Consider the following 811-nt stretch of genomic DNA (forward strand, 5'->3'; position numbering starts at 1 on the left):
TTCTTTTTAGGTGTTTCCATAATCAAATCTAATTCTTTTTTTGAAAACACTCCTTAACTTTTATACTATATAGTGTCTACTTTTTGCTGACGATTTACAGCGGAACATTACAAAATCTACGTATTAACGGTAGCTTATCTTTTACTCGTGTTGGTGGAACATTATATTACAATTATAAGGATATCGAAAAAATGTTGGAGAATAAGGAGTAATTAAGTTACTACTTGCAATCTAAATTTATTATAATGAATTACATAAAACATCTTACTGGCTTTTACGAAAATTTACTTCTCGATAATACACTTAATCCGACTCATATAAGTCTTTACATTGCTCTTTTCCAATTCTGGAATTTCAACCGTTTCAGAAATCCGACTATTATTTCTCGAGATGAAGTTATGCGGATCAGTAAAATTAATTCAAAAGCAACTTATCATAAATGTCTGAAGAATCTACATACTTTGGGTTATATTGATTACCAACCTTCATACAATCCATTTAAAGGGAGTCAAGTTATTATGTTTGATTTTGCAGGAACTTTAAAACCTGTTTCTTTAAGTAAAAAAGATAAAGGCAGTTTATAGTGTAAAAGTATTTTTAGGACTGTTGATAGCATCTTGAGAATTAAGTCTAAAATGCTACCGTGATGAATAGTGAAGATTGAATAAATAATACTCCCATCTAAAATTATAGACAGGAGTATTTACTTTTTATTAACTCGTAGTGCACTATCAAACGAGATTTATTTTTAGGTTGTTTATATTTCTGTCAAAAATAAATCTATTCAAAAACTGAATAGTTGTAAGGGTTG

At 28.7% G+C, this 811-nt stretch carries 1 protein-coding gene; it reads left to right on the forward strand.

Annotation, left to right across the window (positions count from 1 at the left end):
• The first annotated feature begins 245 nt into the window (after positions 1 to 245).
• On the forward strand, positions 246 to 584 hold the full coding sequence (locus IV513_RS15555) for a hypothetical protein (protein ID WP_245168971.1): 339 nt from the start codon (positions 246 to 248) through the stop codon (positions 582 to 584).
• The last annotated feature ends 227 nt before the right edge of the window (positions 585 to 811 follow it).

It is taken from the genome of Chryseobacterium sp. RR2-3-20 (assembly GCF_017808115.1).
In the GTDB taxonomy this organism is placed as follows: domain Bacteria; phylum Bacteroidota; class Bacteroidia; order Flavobacteriales; family Weeksellaceae; genus Chryseobacterium; species Chryseobacterium oryzae.